Annotated in this window: 17 protein-coding genes and 1 pseudogene; 7 read left to right on the top strand and 11 right to left on the bottom strand. The window is 71.8% G+C overall.

The features are described 5' to 3' along the window. The 3 genes from ACFYZB_RS32800 to ACFYZB_RS32790 all read right to left on the bottom strand — a co-directional run. Positions 1 to 863, bottom strand: an 863-nt coding sequence (locus ACFYZB_RS32800) for an alpha-amylase family glycosyl hydrolase (protein ID WP_388764708.1), incomplete at its 3' end; no start/stop codon positions are given. After that, complete coding sequence (locus tag ACFYZB_RS32795; protein WP_388764706.1) at positions 860 to 2,851, bottom strand: alpha-1,4-glucan--maltose-1-phosphate maltosyltransferase; 1,992 nt, start codon at positions 2,849 to 2,851, stop codon at positions 860 to 862. The genes ACFYZB_RS32795 and ACFYZB_RS32800, both read right to left, overlap by 4 nt. Before the next feature lie 108 nt (positions 2,852 to 2,959). Continuing rightward, a complete protein-coding gene (locus ACFYZB_RS32790; RefSeq protein WP_228622012.1) occupies positions 2,960 to 3,259 on the bottom strand; it encodes a DUF5133 domain-containing protein in 300 nt (99 codons plus the stop codon). Between the two features lie 327 nt (positions 3,260 to 3,586). Between ACFYZB_RS32790 and ACFYZB_RS32785 the strand changes: the two are divergent. Both ACFYZB_RS32785 and glgX read left to right on the top strand, forming a co-directional pair. Next, a pseudogene (locus tag ACFYZB_RS32785) lies at positions 3,587 to 4,081 on the top strand (pep a2); the annotation flags it as partial. 182 nt (positions 4,082 to 4,263) lie between these two features. Then, positions 4,264 to 6,408, top strand: coding sequence for a glycogen debranching protein GlgX (gene glgX / locus ACFYZB_RS32780; protein ID WP_388764704.1), 2,145 nt, complete (start codon positions 4,264 to 4,266; stop codon positions 6,406 to 6,408). A gap of 75 nt (positions 6,409 to 6,483) precedes the next feature. Here the strand turns inward: glgX and ACFYZB_RS32775 are convergent, their stop codons facing one another. Further along, positions 6,484 to 7,293, bottom strand: coding sequence for a VOC family protein (locus ACFYZB_RS32775; RefSeq protein ID WP_351209887.1), 810 nt, complete (start codon positions 7,291 to 7,293; stop codon positions 6,484 to 6,486). Between the two features lie 128 nt (positions 7,294 to 7,421). On the opposite strand from ACFYZB_RS32775, the gene ACFYZB_RS32770 reads away from it, so the two are divergent. Then, a complete protein-coding gene (locus ACFYZB_RS32770) occupies positions 7,422 to 7,736 on the top strand; it encodes an ANTAR domain-containing protein (RefSeq protein WP_388764702.1) in 315 nt (104 codons plus the stop codon). A gap of 45 nt (positions 7,737 to 7,781) precedes the next feature. Here ACFYZB_RS32770 and ACFYZB_RS32765 read toward each other — a convergent pair whose 3' ends face one another. Continuing rightward, positions 7,782 to 8,573 (bottom strand): RNA polymerase sigma factor SigF, encoded by a 792-nt coding sequence (locus ACFYZB_RS32765; RefSeq protein ID WP_388764701.1) that lies wholly within the window; start codon positions 8,571 to 8,573, stop codon positions 7,782 to 7,784. Between the two features lie 250 nt (positions 8,574 to 8,823). Between ACFYZB_RS32765 and ACFYZB_RS32760 the strand changes: the two genes are divergently transcribed. From ACFYZB_RS32760 to ACFYZB_RS32745, 4 genes are all read left to right on the top strand, one after another. Further along, complete coding sequence (locus ACFYZB_RS32760; protein ID WP_388764699.1) at positions 8,824 to 9,309, top strand: MarR family winged helix-turn-helix transcriptional regulator; 486 nt, start codon at positions 8,824 to 8,826, stop codon at positions 9,307 to 9,309. 437 nt (positions 9,310 to 9,746) lie between these two features. Beyond that, positions 9,747 to 10,595 carry an ATP-binding cassette domain-containing protein gene (locus ACFYZB_RS32755; RefSeq protein ID WP_351210164.1) on the top strand — a complete coding sequence of 283 codons (849 nt, stop codon included), beginning with the start codon at positions 9,747 to 9,749 and terminating at the stop codon, positions 10,593 to 10,595. After that, entirely contained in the window at positions 10,555 to 11,415 is an 861-nt protein-coding gene (locus tag ACFYZB_RS32750) for an ABC transporter permease (protein ID WP_388764696.1), read from the top strand. The genes ACFYZB_RS32755 and ACFYZB_RS32750 overlap by 41 nt, the downstream gene beginning before the upstream one ends. A 190-nt stretch (positions 11,416 to 11,605) precedes the next feature. Continuing rightward, positions 11,606 to 12,130, top strand: a complete 525-nt coding sequence (locus tag ACFYZB_RS32745; RefSeq protein ID WP_388764694.1) for a hypothetical protein — start codon at positions 11,606 to 11,608, stop codon at positions 12,128 to 12,130. A gap of 22 nt (positions 12,131 to 12,152) precedes the next feature. On the opposite strand, the gene hemC is transcribed toward ACFYZB_RS32745, so the two are convergent. From hemC to glpK, 6 genes are all read right to left on the bottom strand, one after another. Then, positions 12,153 to 13,088, bottom strand: a complete 936-nt coding sequence (hemC, locus tag ACFYZB_RS32740) for a hydroxymethylbilane synthase (RefSeq protein WP_388764692.1) — start codon at positions 13,086 to 13,088, stop codon at positions 12,153 to 12,155. Positions 13,089 to 13,160: 72 nt separating this feature from the next. Beyond that, a complete protein-coding gene (locus tag ACFYZB_RS32735) occupies positions 13,161 to 14,015 on the bottom strand; it encodes a hypothetical protein (protein ID WP_388764690.1) in 855 nt (284 codons plus the stop codon). Continuing rightward, positions 14,012 to 14,488, bottom strand: a complete 477-nt coding sequence (locus ACFYZB_RS32730; RefSeq protein WP_388764689.1) for a GNAT family N-acetyltransferase — start codon at positions 14,486 to 14,488, stop codon at positions 14,012 to 14,014. Before ACFYZB_RS32730 ends, ACFYZB_RS32735 begins: the two co-directional genes overlap by 4 nt. Then, positions 14,485 to 15,003: a hypothetical protein gene (locus ACFYZB_RS32725; protein ID WP_388764687.1), complete on the bottom strand. Its 519-nt coding sequence runs from the start codon at positions 15,001 to 15,003 to the stop codon at positions 14,485 to 14,487. The genes ACFYZB_RS32730 and ACFYZB_RS32725 overlap by 4 nt, the downstream gene beginning before the upstream one ends. A gap of 153 nt (positions 15,004 to 15,156) precedes the next feature. Beyond that, the gene (locus ACFYZB_RS32720) at positions 15,157 to 16,134 is read right to left on the bottom strand and encodes an ATP-dependent DNA ligase (protein ID WP_388764725.1); all 978 of its coding nucleotides are present in this window, start codon (positions 16,132 to 16,134) and stop codon (positions 15,157 to 15,159) included. 579 nt (positions 16,135 to 16,713) lie between these two features. After that, a complete protein-coding gene (gene glpK, locus ACFYZB_RS32715; protein WP_388764685.1) occupies positions 16,714 to 18,228 on the bottom strand; it encodes a glycerol kinase GlpK in 1,515 nt (504 codons plus the stop codon). Between the last annotated feature and the right edge of the window lie 40 nt (positions 18,229 to 18,268).

The following is an 18,268-nucleotide window of genomic DNA, read 5'->3' as shown; positions in this document are numbered from 1 at the left end:
AAGTGGAACGCCATGTGGCACTCGTCGCCGCCGGAGGAGTAGTCCCCGAAGTAGTCGACGACGTCCTCCGGCCACTGGTTGGCCTCCGCCAGCAGTACGGTGTCCGGGTACATCGCGTCGATCTCGCGCCGGACCCGCTTCAGGAACTCGTGGGTCGCCGGCAGGTTCTCGCAGTTGGTGCCCTCTTCGGCGTAGAGATAGGGGACCGCGTCGAGCCGGTAGCCGTCGATGCCGAGGTCCAGCCAGAACCTGAGGGCCGCCAGGATCTCCTCCTGCACCGCGGGGTTCTCGTAGTTGAGGTCCGGCTGGTGCGAGAAGAAGCGGTGGAAGTAGTACTGGCCGCGCACGGGATCGAAGGTCCAGTTGGAGGCCTCGGTGTCGACGAAGATGATCCGGGCGTCCTCGTACTGCTTGTCGTCGTCGGCCCACATGTAGTAGTCCCCGTAGGGGCCGTCGGGGTTGGTGCGGGACTCCTGGAACCACGGGTGCTGGTCGCTGGTGTGGTTCATGACGAAGTCGATGATCACGCGCATGCCGCGCTGGTGGGCGGCGTCCACGAACTCCACGAAGTCGGCGAGGTCACCGAACTCGGGCAGTACGGCGGTGTAGTCGGAGACGTCGTAACCGCCGTCCCTGAGCGGGGACTTGAAGAACGGCGGCAGCCACAGGCAGTCCACGCCGAGCCACTGCAGATAGTCGAGCTTGGCGGTCAGGCCCTTCAGGTCGCCGATGCCGTCGCCGTTGCTGTCCTGGAAGGAGCGGACCAGGACCTCGTAGAAGACCGCTCGCTTGAACCACTCCGGGTCCCGGTCCTTGGCAGGAGTGTCCTCGAAGGTGTCGTGCACGGGTTCGTTGACGGTCATGAGGCTGCGGGCCCTCCGTTCTGGGGCGTCGAACGCCCGACGTGGAGCACGTGCGCCGGCGCGCCGCCGGGCGTCAGGCGCACGTAGTTGGTCCTGCCCCAGTGGTACGTCTCGCCCGTCAGTTCGTCGTGCACGGACAGGGCGGAGTTCCAGTCCAGGCCGAGTTGCGGCATGTCCAACGAGACCGTGGCCTCCTGGGTGTGGTGCGGGTCGAGGTTGACGACCACGATGACCGTGTCCGTACCCGTGCTCTTGCTGTAGGCGAGCACGGCATCGTTGTCGGTCTGATGGAAGCGGAGGTTCCGCAGGCGCTGTAGCGCGGGGTGCTGCCGTCGGATCTCGTTGAGCCGGGTGATGAGCGGCGCGATGGTGCGGCCCTCGCGCGCGGCCGCCTCCCAGTCCCGTTGCCTGAGCTGGTACTTCTCCGAGTCGAGGTACTCCTCGCTGCCCTCCCTGAGCGGGGTGTTCTCGCACAGTTCGTAGCCGCTGTAGATGCCCCAGGCGGGGGAGAGGGTCGCGGCGAGCACGGCCCGCACCTCGAAGGCCGGGCGGCCGCCGTGCTGGAGGTAGGCGTGCAGGATGTCCGGGGTGTTGGCGAAGAAGTTCGGCCGCATGTAGGCCGCCGCCTCACCCGCCAACTCGCTGAGGTACTCGGTGAGTTCCTGCTTGCTGTTGCGCCAGGTGAAGTAGGTGTACGACTGCTGGAAGCCGATCTGGGCCAGGGTGTGCATCATCGCCGGGCGGGTGAAGGCCTCGGCCAGGAAGATCACGTCCGGGTCCTTGCGGTTGACCTCGGCGATGACCTGCTCCCAGAAGACGACCGGCTTGGTGTGCGGGTTGTCGACGCGGAAGATGCGCACGCCGTGGTCCATCCAGTGCCGCAGGATCCGTACGGTCTCGGCGACCAGTCCGTCCATGTCCGCGTCGAAGGCGATCGGATAGATGTCCTGGTACTTCTTCGGCGGGTTCTCGGCGTACGCGATCGTGCCGTCCGGCCGGTGATGGAACCACTCGGGGTGCTTGTGCACCCACGGATGGTCCGGTGAGCACTGGAGCGCGAAGTCCAGCGCCACCTCAAGGCCCAGCTTCGCCGCCTCGCCCACGAAGAAGTCGAAGTCCTCGATCGTGCCGAGATCCGGGTGGACGGCGTCGTGCCCGCCCTCGGGAGACCCGATCGCCCACGGCACGCCGACATCGTCCGGCCCGGCGGTGAGCGTGTTGTTGGGCCCCTTGCGGAACGTCGTGCCGATGGGGTGGACGGGCGGAAGGTAGACGACGTCGAAGCCCATCTCCGCGATCGCCTCCAGCCGGCGCGCGGCCGTGCGGAAGGTGCCGTGCGGGTGTTGCGGGGTGCCCTCGGAGCGCGGGAAGAACTCGTACCAGGACCCGTACAGGGCGCGTTCGCGCTCCACCAGCAGCGGCATCGGATCGGAGGCGGTGACCAGTTCGCGCAGCGGATAGCGGGTCAGCAGGGCGTCCACCACCGGTGACAGGGCCGCTCCGAGGCGGTCGTGAACCGGCAGGGAGTCGTCGCCGAGGGCCTGCGCGGCGGCCAGGACGACGTTCCGCTCCTCGCCCTTCGGCACTCCGGCGGCCGCCCGCTCGTACAGCTCGGCGCCCTCCTCCAGCACCAGTCCGACGTCGATCCCGGCCGGCACCTTGACCGAGGCGGTGTGCCGCCAGGTCGCCAGCGGATGGCTCCAGGCCTCCACCCGGAAGGTCCAGCGGCCCGTCGCGTCCGGAGTGACGTCGGCACCCCACAGGTCACTGCCGGGGGAGAGCTCCCGCATCGGCGTCCACGGGCCACGGCGGCCCTTGGGATCGCGCAGGACCACATTGGCGCCCACGGCATCGTGCCCTTCGCGGAACACGGTGGCCGTGACCTGGAAGGTCTCCCCGGCCACCGCTTTCGCCGGGCGCCTGCCGCACTCCACGGCCGGCCGGACGTCACGTACCGGTACGCGGCCGATGACCGGGGTCCTGCGCATGTATCTCACCTCCGCCGTGCGCGAAGCCGGGCACCCGGCCCGGCTTCGCGATCCGAGAGGGGCCGACCTGCGCCGGCCCCGGGGGGGAACGCCTTGTACGGTGCCAGGTCAGGGGCTTGGCGCCGTGGAACGCCGCTCCGGTGGCGGCGCTCTTCTGGCCGATCGGCGCGGCCGCGGCCGTCCGTCCTGCTCGCGCAGGTAGGTGACCAGATTGGTGCGCAGATAGCGTTCGGCCGCGTCCGCGGCCTCGCGGGCGCAGCGTTTGCCCATCAGTACGCACAGCGTGTAGCCCGAGTCCTCGAAGGTGGCCCGGACCGTGCGGTCGTGGGGCGAGGCGAGCATCACGCGCTCCCACGCCCGGTAACGCCGCAACGCCCGGGCCACTTCGGCCTTGGCGGGTAGCAGCATTGCCCTCTTCACCTTCCACGCTCTCGACTGGGCGCGTTCCCGACGGTCGGGTGGTGTCCGCGCGCGGGAGGGCACGGCACCGTTACGGCGATCGAGGCTTTCACTTATGGTGCACGGACGACGACGCAGCGTCTTGTTGGATCTTCAACCAGGAGTGGGTGTCGAGCCCTCGTGTTGCACGAATGGCGTAGTACCCGCACCGTAGAGGTGACTCTGAAGCGATCAGCGCTCACGCTATGTGTCCGGGATCCCTCCCGGACGGGCCTCCGGGATCTCTCCCGGACGGGCGAGGGGAGCGAGAGCTTCGCCGGTGAGGAGCAAGCGACGATGAAGACCGCAGTGCCCTGCTACTACCACCTCGACGTGGAAGTCAGCCCGGAACGGGTGGGACAGGTCAGCCGCATCCTGGCCGCCCACCTGCGCTACTGGGATCTCGACAACCTCGCGGATCCCGTCTGCCGCGGCGCGGAACTGCTGCTGCGGGCGATCGACGAGCATGCCAAGGACAAGCACACGTCGATCGAGATGTGGTGGAACGGCCAGCACCTCATCACCGCCTTCGGCGACGACGACCCGGACCTGCGCCCCGACCAGGACCTGCGGTCCTGCCTGGCGGACATCGCCGCCATGAGCGACGGTTGGGGCTGCTGTGCCTCGGACACCGGCAGCAAGATCATCTGGTTCTCGCAGCGAGCCCGCGCCGGTGAGCGCGTCCCGCTCGTGCCGATCGCCCCCGCGCCGACACTGCGACAGGGGCTGCAGGTGCCGCGCGAGACGCCGGTGGCGGTGCTGGCCGCGCCGGCGGGGGCCTTGGACGACGCGCTCGCCGAGCCTGGTGCCTTGACCGGTGAGCGGGACGGCACGCCTGTCGCGCCGGGTTCCGGGGCTTCCACTCCGGACGAGGCGGCCGCCGTGCGGGGAGCCGGGGCCGCTGTTCCGGGCGGCGCGCATACCGTGCCGGCCGCTGCGGAAGCTGCGCTGGACGACGCCCTGGAGGGCAGCCGGTGACCGCCCGCAGAAGAAGGAAAGGGCTGCCCGTGTGGAGCGGGCAGCCCTACCCGTTGGGTGCCTCGTTCGACGGACAGGGCACCAACTTCGCGCTGTTCAGCGAGGTGGCCGAGCGGGTCGAGCTGATCCTCGTCGACGACGCCGGCAAGGAGACCCCCGTCCGGCTGCAGGAGGTCGACGGATTCGTCTGGCACGCTTATCTGCCCGGCATCGCACCCGGCCAACGCTACGGCTACCGGGTGCACGGCCCCTGGCAGCCCTCGCTCGGCCACCGGTGCAACCCGAAGAAACTGCTGCTCGACCCGTACGCCCGCGCCGTGGACGGCCAGATCGACAACCACGCCTCGCTGTACGAGCGCGCCCCGGACGGCCCCGCCCCGGCCGACAGCGCCGGGCACTCCATGCTGGGCGTGGTCACCGACCCCTACTTCGACTGGGGCGACGACCGCCCGCCCCGCACGCCGTACTCGGACTCGGTGATCTACGAGGCCCACGTACGCGGCCTGACCCGCACCCACCCCGACGTCCCCGAGCGGCTGCGCGGCACCTACGCCGGCCTCGCCCACCCCGCCGTCATCGAGCACCTGACCTCGCTCGGCGTGACCGCGGTGGAGCTGATGCCGGTGCACCAGTTCGTGCAGGACGGCGTGCTCCAGGACCGCGGCCTGTCCAACTACTGGGGCTACAACACCATCGGCTTCTTCGCCCCGCACAACGCCTACGCCGCCTTCGGCACCCTCGGCCAGCAGGTCAACGAGTTCAAGGCCATGGTGAAGGCGCTGCACGCGGCCGGCCTCGAAGTCATCCTCGACGTGGTCTACAACCACACCGCCGAGGGCAACGAGATGGGCCCCACACTGTCCTTCCGGGGCATCGACAACGCGTCCTACTACCGTCTGGTCGACGGCGACTGGGCGCACTACTACGACACCACCGGCACCGGCAACAGCCTGCTGATGCGCCACCCCTACGTGCTCCAGCTGATCATGGACTCGCTGCGGTACTGGGTCACCGAGATGCACGTCGACGGCTTCCGCTTCGACCTCGCGGCCACCCTGGCCCGGCAGTTCCACGAGGTGGACCGGCTCTCGGCCTTCTTCGACCTGATCCAGCAGGACCCGGTGATCAGCCGCGTCAAGCTCATCGCCGAGCCCTGGGACGTGGGGGAGGGCGGATACCAGGTGGGCAACTTCCCGCCTCTGTGGTCGGAGTGGAACGGCAAGTACCGCGACGCCGTACGGGACTTCTGGCGGGCCGAGCCCGGCTCGCTCGGCGAGTTCGCGTCCCGGCTGACCGGCTCCTCCGACCTGTACCAGCACAGCAGGCGCCGGCCACGCGCGAGCGTCAACTTCGTCACCGCGCACGACGGTTTCACCCTGCGCGACCTGGTGTCGTACAACGACAAGCACAACGAGGCCAACGGTGAGGACAACCGGGACGGCGAGAGCCACAACCGGTCCTGGAACTGCGGCGTGGAGGGCGCCGCCAAGGACCCGGCCGTCCTCGAACTGCGCGCCCGCCAGCAGCGCAACCTGCTGGCCACTCTGCTGCTGTCACAGGGCATCCCGATGCTCTGCCACGGCGACGAACTCGGCCGCACCCAGCGGGGCAACAACAACGCCTACTGCCAGGACAACGAAATCTCCTGGGTCGACTGGGAGTTGACGGATGAGCAGCGCCGCCTCGCGGACTTCACCCGGCATGTGATCGCCCTGCGTGCCGCGCACCCCGTGCTGCGGCGGCGCCGCTTCTTCCGCGGCGAGACCACGACCAACGCCAGGCAACCGCTGCCCGACCTGATGTGGCTCAGGCCGGACGCCCGCGAGATGACCAGAAGGGACTGGCAGCGCGGCGACGCGCACTCGGTGGGGGTGTTCCTCAACGGCGACGCCATCGCCGAACGCGACGCCTACGGGCGCCGGATGGTCGACGACTCCTTCCTGCTGCTCGTCAACGGCTACTGGGAGCCGGTCGACTTCCGCCTGCCCGACGACACCTTCGGCGAGCGCTGGACGACCCTGATCGACACCGCCGACCCGGACGGCATCCCCGACGAACGCGAACGCAAGGCGGGCACGAGGCTTCGCGTGGAGTCCCGCAGCCTGATTCTCCTGTCGAGGCCGTCGCGGGCGGCGAGCTGAGCGGCGGTACGAGGGCCGTCGTGACCGGACGTGCAGAAGCGCTCCGGCCCGAGCGGCGCCGAAGGACGGCCCCGCTCAGCGCAGCCGGTGTGACGTCACCGTGAACTGGGCGCCGTCGGCGTCCCGGAGGATCGCTTCGTCGTCGTTCTCGCTCAGCACGCTGCCGCCGTGCTTCTCCGCCGCCCGGGCGCAGCCCGGGACGTCCGCGACGGCGAAGTGGATCTGCCAGTGCGGCCGGACGGAGGGATCCGGTGCCGACTCCACCGCGCCCGAGTCGATGCGCGCCACGATGTCGCCCTGGCTGCGCAGCACCACCTCGCCGGCCTCGTACTCCACCTCGCAGCAGCCCGGCTGCCCGGACGCCCAGCCGAGGATCTCGCCGTAGAACATCGCGGCGTCGAAGGCGTCGCGGGTGTGCAGCCGGATGAACGTCGGTGCCGCCCGCCGCCACGCCTCCCAGTTGCCGACCAGCTCCCCCTGCCAGATGCCGAAAGTGGCCCCGTCCCGGTCGGCGAGCAGCGCGGCGCGGCCCGGCGGGAAGGACAGCGGCCCGACGGCCGCCGTACCGCCGCGCTCGCGGACCCGGGAGACCGCCACATCGGCGTCCGGCACGGCGAAGTACGGCGTCCAGGCCACGGCCATCTGCCACATGGCCGCGACGGCGGCGATCCCGGCCACCGGCACCCCGTCCGCCAGCGCGATACGGAAGTGCTCACCGAGTTTCGCGCCCCGCCAGCGCCAGCCCAGGACGGCGGAGTAGAAGTCCTGGGTGGCATCGAGGTCACGGCTGGTCAGGCTCACCCAGCACGGGGCGCCGAAGACGGAGTGCGTGGAGACGACGTCTCGTCTCCGCGGTCCACCACTGACGGGGGCGTTAGGGTTCATGTCAGTCGCGTCCTGCTCTCGGGGCCGGGCGGCCACCGCTCTCGCACCAGTGTCCAACCGGAAGGGGGCCGGACGCCTGTCGAGTACCCCCGCTGGCATCGGTACAGGCCGGCGAGCACGATGGGGGCATGGGAGTGAACGAGCCCGACCGGATCTCCGAGCTGCAGGCCGAGGTCGACCAGATGAAAGAGGCCGTCGTCTCCCACGCGGTCGTCGACCAGGCGATCGGGATGGTGGTGGCCCTGGGCAGGGTGACCCCGGACGAGGGCTGGGAGGTGCTGCGGGAGGTCTCCCAGCACACCAACATCAAGCTGCGCAACATCGCGGAGCTCATCCTCATCTGGGCCCGCCGCGGCGACATCCCGCCCGACGTTCTCGCCGCGCTGGAGGATGCCCTGGACCGCTACGGCCCCACTCAGGTGCCCGGGACCTGGGGGGAGTGAGCCCCGACGGACGGGTCCGCGGGCCGTGCTGCGGGCCCGCCGGCTTCAGCGGGCCTCGGCGAGCAGTTCCTCGCGCAGCCGGTCGAAGCAACTGCTGAGCAGCCGGGAGACGTGCATCTGCGAGATGCCCAGCTGCTGGGCGATCCGACTCTGCGTCATCCCGCGGAAGAACCGCAGGTAGAGGATGGTGCGCTCGCGTTCCGGCAGTGCCTCGAGACAGGGCCTGACGGCGGTCCGGTCGATCACGAGCTCGTATCCGGGATCGGGTCCGCCCAGGGAGTCCCCGAGGGCGTAGCCGTCGGTGCCGGCCACCTCGGCGTCCAGGGACAGCGCGGAGAAGCACTCGAGCGCCTCCATGCCGGTGCGCACCTCGTCCTCGGTGAGGCGCGTGTGGGCGGCGATCTCCGCCACGGTGGGTGGGCGCCCCGAGGTGCTCTGGGCCAGTTCCTTCACGGCCGAGCGGACCCGGTTGCGCAGGTCCTGCACCCGGCGCGGCACGTGCAGGGTCCACATGTGGTCGCGGAAGTGGCGCTTGATCTCACCGGTGATGGTGGGCACTGCGTACGCCTCGAAGGCACGGCCACGCCCGGGGTCGTAGTGGTCGACGGCCTTCACCAGGCCGAGGGCGGCCACCTGGTACAGGTCCTCCAGGGTCTCCCCGCGGCCGCGGAACCGCACGGCGATCCGCTCGGCCATGGGCAGCCACAGCTGTACCAGTTCGTCACGCAACGCCCGCCGCTCGGGGCCGTCGGGCAGCTTCGCGAGTCGCTCGAACGAGTCCGCCGTGTCGGGGGCGTCGTCGTGGGGATGGGAGGTCGTGCTGCCGGTGACACGCATGGTGCGCACCTCTCTCAGCAGGTGCTGGTGTACAGACACCGTGGGAGGCGCGCTCGGACCGGGAATGGGCAAACGGGGCTTCCGGCGAGAAGCCGGCTCCCACGGGCGTGCCTCCGGTCCGAAGCACTCATCACTCCTTTTCCCCCTGCGGGACATCGCAAAACAATTAAGTACAAATGGGATGCAGGTCGGTTCGGTCTTGACCACCCCTTGGCGGGAATTACCTCTGTAACAGAGGTAATCTTCATGCGTGGAACCGGAGACGGCGCAGCGAGCGGCAGCGGGGTCGGAGACCTTCCCGGAGGAGCTGGCGGACGCGCTGGTGCGCATCCAGCGACTGATCCGGCGGCGGCTGCGGGGCGGGCTGAGCGGGCCCCGGCTGCGCGGCGCCGAGGTGGAGCTGCTCCGGCTGGTCGAGTCCCGGCCCGGCATCGGCATCTCGGACGCGGCGAGGGCGCTGCACCTGGCGGGCAACTCGGTGTCGACCCTGGTCAACCAGCTCGTCCGGGGCGGATACCTGCGCCGCGAGACCGACACCGCCGACCGGCGCGCGGCCCGGCTGCAGCTGACCGCGGCCGCCGAGAAGCGGCTCGGCGACTGGAAGCGGCGCCGGGCCGAACTGGTCGGCCGGCACGTGTCCCGCCTCGACGACACCGACCGGGAGGCCCTGCGCGCGGCCCTGCCGGCGCTGCGCAAGCTGGCGGCAGGGCTGCACGAGGAGGCGGAGGAAGCATGACGGAGACCGACGATCACGACGGAGGTCCACAAGCCATGACGAGGGACAGCACCAACACGCCCGGTGACGACGCCGGCACCGCTGACAGCTCCGTCCGCGCCGCAGGCCCCACGGGCAGCCCCGGCAAACCCGTCGGCACCGCTGACGGCCCCGACGCCTCGACGGACGCCGTCGGCAGCCCCGAGGTCTCGACGGACACGGTCAGCACCCTCGGCGTCCCCTCGGACGCCGCCGGCAGCCCCGACGCCTCGGCCGCAGTCGGCTCCGCGGCCGCCGAGGCCGTCGGTACTGGCGCCCCCACCGGAACGTCCGGCGCGCCCGCCGCGGCCAAAGGCTCCGCCGGCACGGTCGCCACGGCCGCCGTATCGCCCGACACCGTCGGTACGGCCGCCGAAGCCGCGCGCCCCGCGGCGACCTGTGGCCCGGCTGCTGACACTGTGGGACCGTCCGCCGCGGCCGCCCCGGTTGCCGACGCCGTCAGCTGTACTCGGCTCGTCTACGCCTTCGGGGACACCCATGCCGTCGACGGGCTCGACCTGGCCGTCCGGGAGGGCGAGGTGTTCGGGTTGCTCGGGCCCAACGGGGCCGGCAAGACGACGGCCATCCGCTGCATCACCACCCTCCTGCCCGTCCCCGCCGGCATGGTCGGCGTCTTCGGGCACGACGCGGCCAAGGAGCGGATGGCGGTGCGCCGGCTGCTGGGCTACGTCCCGCAGCAGCTGTCCGCCGACAGCGGGCTCACCGGCCGGGAGAACGTCGCCCTGTTCGCCCGTGTCTTCGACGTGCCCCGCCGCGAGCGCGCGGAGCGGGTCGCCCAGGCTCTGTCCGCCGTCGGCCTCGCTCAGGCCGCCGACCGGCTCGCCGGGACCTACTCCGGCGGCATGGTCCGCCGACTGGAGCTGGCCCAGGCGCTGGTCAGCGCGCCCAGGCTGCTGATCCTCGACGAGCCGACCATCGGACTCGACCCGATCGCCCGCACCGGTGTCTGGGAGCACATCAACGCCGTCCGCGCGGCCACCGGGATGACCGTGCTCGTCACCACCCACTACATGGACGAGGCCGACCAGTACTGCGACCGGGTCGGCCTGATGCACCGCGGCCGCATCCGTGCCCTCGGCACCCCGGCCGAGCTGCGCCACGGCCTCGCCGAACGCCGGGGCACCGACACCCTGCCCACGCTGGAGGACGTCTTTCGCGACGTCGCCGGCAGCGGCCTCGACGACCACTCCGGAGGAGGTTTCCGCGATGTCCGCAGCACCCGCCGCACCGCGCGCCGAGTCGGCTGACCGCACCCTCGGCAGCGACACCGCCCTGCTGCTCAGCCCGCCCGTGCCGCGCGCCGGCTGGCGGCTGCTGCCCGCCCGGGTCGTCGCCATGTGCGCCGTCGAGCTGCAAAAGCTCCGCCACGACCGCACCGAGCTGTACACCCGCGCCGTCCAGCCCGCCCTGTGGCTGCTGATCTTCGGGCAGACCTTCACCCGGATCCGGGCGATACCCACCGGCGGCGTGCCGTACATCGACTTCATGGCGCCCGGCATCATCGCCCAGTCGGCGATGTTCATCGCGATCTTCTACGGCATCCAGATCATCTGGGAGCGGGACGCGGGCATCCTGAACAAGCTCCTCGTCACCCCGACCCCGCGCTCGGCACTGATCACCGGCAAGGCGTTCGCCGCCGGGGTGAAGTCGCTGATCCAGGCGATCGTCGTGATCGTCATCGCCGCCGTGCTCGGCGTCGCCCTCACCTGGAACCCGCTGAAGCTGGCCGGTGTCGCGCTCGCCGTGGTGCTCGCGTCCGCGTTCTTCTCGTGCTTGTCGATGACCATCGCCGGCATCGTGCTCAGCCGTGACCGGCTGATGGGCTTCGGGCAGGCGATCACCATGCCGCTGTTCTTCGGCTCCAACGCCCTGTACCCCGTGTCGGTGATGCCGGGCTGGCTCCAGGCCGTCAGCAAGGTCAACCCGCTGAGCTATCAAGTCGACGCCCTGCGGGGCCTGCTGCTCGGCACGCCCGCGCACCTCGGCACCGACTTCGCCGTCCTCGCGGTGGCCGCCGCGCTCGGCATCACCGCGGCCTCCTCGCTCCTCGGCCGGCTGGCCCGGTGATCTTGCCGTGGACGTGATGTGCGGCACGCACCCGTGCCCCCGCCGAAAGGGCCGCGAACGCATCGTTCCTGCGCAGCGCTTGATCACCGATCAAAGCGGGCGAACCCCCTGGCCACAGCGCATTCTGCTCATTTGACAGTGCGCTCAGCCCACAGATAGACAGCAGCTCTCGGAGGTCGAGAGGGGCACTGTGTACGAGCCGAACGTGGTCGGGGACTGGCACGAGTACGACGAGCATGCCGGTCTGCGGGTCCGCGTCCACCGCCTGGAGGCCGCGGAGCCGCCGCGCGGGCGTGACGACGCCGCCGCCGGGCTGACGTACTTCAGTGTCCGGGTGACGGTGGAGAACCGCGGCGCCCGGCACTACGGCATCCATCTGGAGGACGGCCAGATCGACGTCCGGGTCGGCGCCGACGGCGAGGGCGCGTTCATCGACTGGCGCAATTCGCAGTTCATCGAGGGCTTCGACGTCTACCCGCTGCGCCGGGCCACCGCCGTGCTCTACGCCGCCGCTCCCGAGGCCGCCCTCACCCACGTGGACGTGCAGGTGCAGCTCCGGGTGGAGGAGGAGTGGACCGACCGCCGGCTGTGGACCGGGGGCATCGGCGTCCTGGAGGCGACCACGGCGGCCGCCCCCGCGACCGCCGGACAGCACAGCCTGGCCCACCAGGTCAGCGCCTTCCTGAAGGACCAGACGGAGCCCGGCGCCGCCTGACACGGGCGGCGCCGCCGCACGGTCAGTGCGGGATGCCGTCGATGATCTCCCGCGCGCCCTGCCGCAGCAGCGTCACCGCGACCGAGGTGCCGAGCGTGGCCGGATCCAGCCGGCCCGCCCACTCGTGGGCGTTCAGCCGGGTCTTGCCGTCCGGAGTGAACACACAGGCCCGCAGGGACAGTTCCCCGCCACGGTCCACGTGTGCGAAGCCGGCGATCGGGCTGTTGCAGTGGCCCTGCAGCACATGCAGGAACATCCGCTCGGCCGTAGCCTCCCGATGCGTGTCGGGATCGCCGAGCCCGCTGACGGCGTCGATCACATCGGTGTCGTCCTCCCGGCACTGCAGGGCGAGGATGCCGGCGCCGATCGGCGGCATCATGGTCTCGGTCGACAGCACCTCGGTGATCACGTCCGTGCGGCCGATCCGCTCCAGGCCGGCCACCGCCAGCAGCAGCGCGTCCGCCTCCCCGGCGGCGAGCTTCTCCAGCCGGCGGTTGTCGTTGCCGCGGAACGGCACGCACTGAAGGTGCGGGTGCGTGGCGGCGAGTTGGGCGACCCGGCGCACCGAGGAGGTGCCGATCCGGGTGCCGGCCGGCAGCTCGTCCAGGGTGAGCCCGCCCGGGTGGACCAGCGCGTCCCGGATGTCGTCGCGCTTGAGGAACGCGGCGAACGCCGTCCCTGCGGGCAGCGGCCGGTCGGCGGGCACGTCCTTGACGCAGTGCACCGCGAGATCGGCCTTCCCGGCCAGCAGGGCCGCGTCGACCTCCTTGGTGAACGCCCCCTTGCCCTCCACCTGGGACAGATCGCCGAGCCACTTGTCGCCGGTGGTCTTCACCGGCACCACCTCGGTGCGCACACCGGGGTGCAGTACGGCCAACTCGGCGCGGACCCGCTCGACTTGGGCCAGGGCCATGGGGGAGTCGCGGGAGACGATACGGATCAGTTCCGGGACGGACATGGGGACACGATAGACCCTCGGGACCGGCGCCCGGTCGGGGCCCACTCGCGCTGCGCCGCCGTCCCGCCCCGGTCACCGCCAGTCGTAGGGGAACAGGTCCGACGCCCGGCCCGCACGGGTGGCGAGCGCCTCGGCCCGCTCCGGCGTGCGCAGCAGGCATCGGTGCCGCAGCAGGTCACGCCGCTCGGCCGGGGTCAGCAGCGCCTCCGCGTCGTCGGCTTCGACGGCGTCGACGTGGGTGTCGCCCAGCACGTTGAGCCGGTCGCCGGTGGCGGTCCTGACATCGACGCGGAAGTCGGTACGCCACTGGGAGTTGGAACCCCAGCCCATGGACAGATCGGCCGTGGGCCGGTGCCGGCGCCGGAAGGTCCAGTACAGCGGGGAGCGGTCGGCCACCGAGCGCTCCGCGTGCCGGACCCCGGCCCGTACCCGCACGCCCGCCCGGCCGAACAGCACCCCGCCGCCCAGCCACAGGCCGGGCCAGACGACCCCGGTGATCCGGATGGGCTCGGCGGGATCCGCCGCCTGCTCGACCTCGACGATCTCGTGCAGGAAGGGGTCGAACACCCCCGTCTCCTCGAACGGCGCCATCCCGAGGCCCGTGAAGAACGCCAGGTACTGCTCCCTGCTCAGCCCGGGTCCCGCCCAGTGATCGTGCCCCGGTGGCTGGAAGGAGAGCAGCAGGGCGTCACTGACCCGGCTCAGGGCGTACAGCTCCCACAGGTCCACGGCCAGCCGCGCGCGCCGTGGATCGCCCTTCTCCGGCAGCGGCCCCGCCAGCAGCCGGGCCAGCGCGGCGAGCCGCTCCCGGTAGGCGTCCCCGGCGCGTGCGGCCCATGGCTCGGCGACGGCGTCGTACGCGCCCGCCGCCGGCTGCTCGAGAAGCCGCAGATACAGTTCGCGGGCGGCGACCGGTTCCCGGTTCATGGGCCGGCCTCGCCGACCGGGAGGCTGTAGCGCAGCTTCTGCCCGGCGCGGGCGCCGAGCCGGTCGTAGAACCGGACCGCCCCCTCGTTCCAGGCGGGCGTCTGCCACTGCACCTCCGAGACGCCGAGCCTCCGGGCCTCGGCGACCACCGCGTCCATGAGCAGTGGGCCGAGGCCGAGGCCGCGGTGGCCGGGGGCCAGGAACAGGCAGTCCATGTGCAGGTACTCCCGGCCGTCCCAGGTGGACAGTTCGGGTGCGCAGGTGGCGTAGCCGACGATCTCGCCGTCCGGGGCCTCGGCGACCAGACAGCGCAGCCGTGGGTCGGGTGTGTCGAACAGCAGGCCGGCCGGCCGGGCAACGAGATCCGGCACCGGCGGGTCGGCGCGCTCGTACGCGGCGTGCTGGGCGGCCAGTTCGGCCACGCGAGGCAGATCGGCTCGGTCGGGGTGCCGCACCAGGGGCGTGCGGGTCACCGGACCTGGCCCTCCAGGGCGTCGGCGCTCCAGGCGGTCAGGCGCTCGGTGAGCGGGCCCTTGCCGTCCAGGACGTGCCGGGAGAACGCCTCGCGTTCGTGCGCAAGAAGCGCGGCCTCCCAGACGCAGGGCGCGAGCCCCGCCCGGCCCGGCCGCAGCTCGGCCGGCCGCCCGGCCGGGCCGGTGAACACGGCCAGGTCGGACATGTGGCCCTCGATCCAGCTGTGCACGAGGACGTAGTCGCCGTCGCCGCCCGCGTGCACGATCAGCACCGCGAGCCCCAGCGAGCCGCGCACCCGTCCCAGGGCCAGATGACCCGCGGCCAGGTCCAGCGCCGCGTCCACGTCCTGCGGACCGACCGTACGCCCCGGCGCCTGCAGGGCGTACACCTTGACGAGGTGGCCGGCGGCTTCCCGGACGCCCAGCGCCCGCGCGGTACGGCCGTGATGCCCCTCGGCGAGGGCGAGCAGCCCGGCCGCGTCGACCGCCGGGGGCAGCTCCACATGAAGATCCATCCGGCCATGATGGGGGCTCGATGCACGGGCGTCCATGGCGGACGGCGGCGCGCGGTACGACACGGGGGCGCATCGCCGTCGCCGTACCGCACGGTGTGGCGGCGTACGCAGGAGGCGTACCGGACGGCATGGGGGAGTGCGGGCGGGGTGTCCTCAGCCGAAGCCCTCCGGCAGGTCCGCCGCGGAGTCCTCCGGGGTGAGGTCCGGGCGGAGCCGCAGCCAGGACGGCTGGCGCAGGAGACCGGCCCGGGTACGGGTGCTGTAGCTGACCTCGCCGACCAGCCGGGGCAGCACCCAGCGGGCGCCCGGGACGCGCGGCACCGGATCGAACGGGCACCGCTCGCTCGCGGCGTCCCGCAGCAGCGCGGCCAGTTCCGTCCGCTCGGACTCGCTCCAGCCGGTGCCCACCCCGCCGACGTACCTCAGCCGGCCGCCGGCGCGCTGGCCGACGAGCACCGCGCCGGGCAGCCCGCTCAGCCGCCCTTTGCCGGGCAGCCAGCCGCCGACGATCACATCCTCCGCGCGCATGTTCCGGATCTTGATCCAGGCGCGGGAGCGGACCCCGGGCTCGTACACCGAGTCCAGTCGCTTGCACACCAGACCCTCCAGGCCGTGTTCCCTGGTCGCCGCGAGCGCCTCGGCGCCGTGTCCGGTCACCGCACCCGGAGTCGACCAGTACGGCCCGGCCAAGCCCAGTTCCGTCAGCCGGGCCCGCCGCCGTAGGTACGGCAGCCGCAGCAGGGGCCTTTCGAAGTACGGCACGTCGAACAGGACCAGGTGCACCGGCAGCTGGGCGGCCCGGCGTGCCGCCCGCGCGGGGGCATGCGCCAGGCCCATCCGGCTCTGCAGCAGCTGGAAGTCGGCCCGGCCCCGTTCGTCGAGGGCCAGCACCTCGCCGTCCAGCACGGTGGGTGTGGCGCCCAGCGCGTCGCCGAGCGGCCGCAGTTCGGGATAGGCCGCGGTGATGTCCTCGCCCGAGCGGGCACGCAGCAGCAGGCTGCCGTCGCCGGGCAGATAGACCATCACCCGCTGGCCGTCCTGCTTGGTCTCGTACGCCCACCGCTGGTCCTGGGCGGCGGGCGGCAGGGTGCCGGGAGTGGCGAGCATCGGCGCGATGAGCGGCAGGGGCACGGCGGTCACGGCTGAAGGTCTCGACCGCTCCCACAGGCCTCACGCGCCTTCGGCCACGGGTTCCCCTGAACGGGCCCGCCGTCCACGCATGCCGCGGCCGGGAAGCCCGCCCGGCGTGACCGCCGACGCCCGCTGCCCCGACTGCCCGTCCCCCGGCGATCGGTGGCCGACGGATGGGGCTCTACCTCGCGGGCCCCGCGCGTTCGGGTGGACCGCTTCAGCCGGGCGCCCGTCGTCCGCCCCGGGGCCGGTCGCCGACGGCTGGGCGGGAACGTGGCCGGGGCATGTGGCGCGCGGGCTCTCCTGCCCGGTCTCCCCGGCGGTTTCGGTGGAGCGCTTCAGCCGGGCGCCCTTCGCCCGTCCTCCGGACCGGTCGCCGAGGCGCGGACGGAAGCGTGGCCGGGGCGTGTGGCCGCACGGGTTCCTGCGCGGTCACACACCCCGGCCGTTTCGGTGGACCGGCTCAGGCGACCGTCTCCGCCGAGGGCTCCGTGGACGCCGGGCGGCGCACAGGGACTTACTTGAGTCAAGCAAATGAAGTGCGGTCGTCCGGCGGCGTCTGCTTCCCGGCGGCCGGCGTCAGGGGGACCGCGGCGGCCTGACCCACCCCAAGGACCGCTCGACGGCGCGCTGCCAGTTGTCGTACTCCGACTCCCGCAGCTCGGGGTCCATGGCGGGCAGCCACTGGGCCGCCCGGTGCCAGTTGCGGCGCAGCACCTCCAGATCGGGCCAGTAGCCGGCGGCGAGCCCGGCCGCGTAGGCGGCGCCCAGGGACACCGTCTCGGCGACCATGGGCCGTACCACGGGCACGTCGAGCACGTCGGCCACGAACTGCATGAGCAGGTTGTCCGCGGTCATGCCCCCGTCCACCTTGAGCTGCCGCAGGGAGACCGAGGAGTCGGCGTTCATGGCGTCCACGACCTCCCGGGTCTGCCATCCGGTGGCCTCCAGCACCGCCCGCGCCAGGTGCCCCTTGGTGATGTACGACGTGAGGCCGACGATGACCCCGCGGGCGTCGCTGCGCCAGCGGGGCGCGAACAGACCGGAGAACGCGGGAACGATGTAGCAGCCGCCGTTGTCCTCGACGGTCCGCGCGAGGGTCTCGATCTCCGGGGCGCTGTTGATCAGCCCCAGACGGTCCCGGAACCACTGGACGAGTGCGCCGGTGACGGCGATCGAGCCTTCCAGGGCGTAGGCCGGTCGCTGGTCCCCGATCTGGTAGGCGACGGTGGTGAGGAGCCCGTGCCGGGACCGCACCAGCTCGCCGCCGGTGTTGAGCAACAGGAAGCTGCCCGTCCCGTAGGTGCACTTGGCCTCGCCCGGGGAGAAGCAGGTCTGGCCGAAGAGGGCGGCCTGCTGGTCGCCGAGGGCAGCCGTGATCGAGACCCCGGGCAGCAGCGAGCGGGCTTCGCCGTACGTCTCCGCGGAGGACCGGATCTCCGGCAGCATCGCGCGCGGCACCCCGAAGAAGGCCAGCAGCTCGTCGTCCCAGGTGAGCGTGCGGATGTTCATCAGCATGGTGCGGCTGGCGTTGGTGGCGTCGGTGATGTGCAGGCCGCCCGCCGCGGCTCCGGTGAGATTCCAGATCAGCCAGCTCTCCATCGTTCCGAACAGCACCTCGCCGTCCTTGGCGCGCTGCTCGACGCCCTTGACGTGGTCGAACAGCCACCGGATGCGCAGCGCGGAGAAGTAGGTCGAGGGCGGCAGAGCGCACCGCTCGAGGAAGAACGCCTCACCGGGGCGCTGTCTGAGCTCCTCCACGAGCGGTTCCGTGCGGGTGTCCTGCCAGACGATCGCCCGGCTCAGCGGGGCGCCGGTCCGCCGGTCCCAGAGCACTGTCGTCTCGCGCTGGTTCGCCAGGCCGATGCCGATGACCTGCTCCCTGCCGACACCGGCGGCGGAGAGGGTCTCGGGCACGATGTGCCGCAGGTTGTGCCATATCTCCATGGCGTCGTGCTCCACCCAGCCGGGCCTGGGGAAGTGCTGCTGGTGTTCCTTCTGCGCGACCGAGACCAGCCGCCCGCGGTGGTCGAACAGGATGCATCGGGTGGAGTTGGTGCCCTGATCGATGGACATTACGTACCGGTCAGCCATGATCGGGTCTGCCTTCCGACGGATCGAGGGGCGGCTGTCC

It is taken from the genome of Streptomyces sp. NPDC001852 (genome assembly GCF_042891825.1).
Lineage (GTDB): Bacteria > Actinomycetota > Actinomycetes > Streptomycetales > Streptomycetaceae > Streptomyces.
This window is presented reverse-complemented; position numbering and strand designations above follow the sequence as displayed.

Bases quoted from the DNA above. Each gene is read 5' to 3' on its own strand.
- ACFYZB_RS32765 (WP_388764701.1), bottom strand. From the start codon at position 8,573: ATGCGTGTCACCGGCAGCACGACCTCCCATCCCCACGACGACGCCCCC.
- ACFYZB_RS32770 (WP_388764702.1), top strand. From the start codon at position 7,422: ATGGGAGTGAACGAGCCCGACCGGATCTCCGAGCTGCAGGCCGAGGTC.
- ACFYZB_RS32735 (WP_388764690.1), bottom strand. From the start codon at position 14,015: ATGAACCGGGAACCGGTCGCCGCCCGCGAACTGTATCTGCGGCTTCTC.
- hemC (WP_388764692.1), bottom strand. From the start codon at position 13,088: ATGTCCGTCCCGGAACTGATCCGTATCGTCTCCCGCGACTCCCCCATG.
- ACFYZB_RS32750 (WP_388764696.1), top strand. From the start codon at position 10,555: ATGTCCGCAGCACCCGCCGCACCGCGCGCCGAGTCGGCTGACCGCACC.
- ACFYZB_RS32790 (WP_228622012.1), bottom strand. From the start codon at position 3,259: ATGCTGCTACCCGCCAAGGCCGAAGTGGCCCGGGCGTTGCGGCGTTAC.
- ACFYZB_RS32775 (WP_351209887.1), bottom strand. From the start codon at position 7,293: ATGAACCCTAACGCCCCCGTCAGTGGTGGACCGCGGAGACGAGACGTC.
- ACFYZB_RS32795 (WP_388764706.1), bottom strand. From the start codon at position 2,851: ATGCGCAGGACCCCGGTCATCGGCCGCGTACCGGTACGTGACGTCCGG.
- glpK (WP_388764685.1), bottom strand. From the start codon at position 18,228: ATGGCTGACCGGTACGTAATGTCCATCGATCAGGGCACCAACTCCACC.
- ACFYZB_RS32725 (WP_388764687.1), bottom strand. From the start codon at position 15,003: ATGGATCTTCATGTGGAGCTGCCCCCGGCGGTCGACGCGGCCGGGCTG.